This is a genomic window from Streptomyces cahuitamycinicus (assembly GCF_002891435.1).
GTDB classification, from domain to species: domain Bacteria; phylum Actinomycetota; class Actinomycetes; order Streptomycetales; family Streptomycetaceae; genus Streptomyces; species Streptomyces cahuitamycinicus.
Window position 1 is genome coordinate 1 of record NZ_POUC01000853.1, and the last position, 1,212, is coordinate 1,212.

Sequence of the window (1,212 nt, forward strand, 5' to 3'; positions counted from 1 at the left end):
GGTGGGCGCTAGTCTCGTGGGCTCGGAGATGTGTATAAGGGACAGGCATGGGGCGGCTCCTGCCGCGCAGGTGGAGGTAGGGGCGGGCCAGGGCGGCGAGGTCGTGGACGTCCGGCCCGGTCAGGTCCGGGACAAGGCCGGACGGGGCGCCGAGGGTCAGTTCCGCGAGGCGGGCGGCGACCTCGCGCGAGTCGACCGGCTGGAGCCGGAGGCCGCCGGGGACCGGGAACACCGGCAGCCTCGCCATCTTCTCGACCATGGTGAACGCGAGGTCGTGGAACTGGGCCGCGCGCAGGGTCGTCCATGGGATGCCCGAGCCGGCGACGGCCCGCTCCGACTCCAGTTTCGTCCGCATCCAGGCCAGCGGGACCCGGTCGGCGCCGATGACCGAGATGTAGAGCAGGTGGCGTACGCCGGCCCGGGACGCGGCGCGTACCAGGGCGCGGGTCGCCTCGTCGTCGCCCTTGGGGCCGCCGGCCAGGTGCAGCACGGTCTCCACTCCGTCCACGGCGGCTTCGACGCCCACGTCCTTGAGCAGGTCGCCGGTGACGTACGCGATGCCGTCCGTGGCGGGGCGGGCGTGCCGGGTGAGGATCCGCACGTCGTGGCCGGAGGCGCGCAGCAGCGGGACGACGTGGCCGCCCAGGGTGCCCGTGCCGCCGGTGACCAGGATCGGTGATGTCATGACTGCTCCCCAGTTCTCGCCGTGTGATCGCCTTTCGCCGGTATGACGTGCGGCGGCTCGACGATGTGACACGCGAGGGTGCGGGTGGCTCAGCCGCCGCTGCCGTAGGGCCTTGTGATGATCTCCAGACGGTGGCCGTCTGGGTCGTCGAAGTAGGTCCCACGGCCGCCGTCGTTGTGGTTGATCTCGCCGGGACGGCTGTGGAACGGGTCCGCCCAGTACGTCAGGCCGGCTTCCTTGATGCGGCCGAAGATCTCGTCGAACTCGTCCTCGGAGACGAGGAAGGCGTAGTGCTGCGGCGTGATGGCACCAGGGCTGTCCATGAAGTCGAGTGTCACGCCGTTGGGGATCTCGACCGGGAGGAACGGGCCGTAGGGCGGACTCACGTCGAGCCCCAGGATGTCGGCGAGGAACCGGGCCGAGGCGCGCTTGTCGTGGGCGGCGACGATGGTGTGGTTCAGCTGCACGGTCATGGTGGGCCTCCCCTGACGTACCTGGCGGACCCCCCTGGTGCCCTCCCCTACGGC

2 protein-coding genes are annotated in these 1,212 nt (G+C 71.1%); both read right to left on the reverse strand.

What is annotated here, in order from left to right; translation table 11 throughout:
- On the reverse strand, positions 1–685 hold a 685-nt coding region (locus tag C1J00_RS43415), incomplete at its 3' end, for an SDR family oxidoreductase (protein WP_245936753.1).
- A gap of 89 nt (positions 686–774) precedes the next feature.
- A complete protein-coding gene (locus C1J00_RS43420; protein WP_102914235.1) occupies positions 775–1,158 on the reverse strand; it encodes a VOC family protein in 384 nt (127 codons plus the stop codon).
- Between the last annotated feature and the right edge of the window lie 54 nt (positions 1,159–1,212).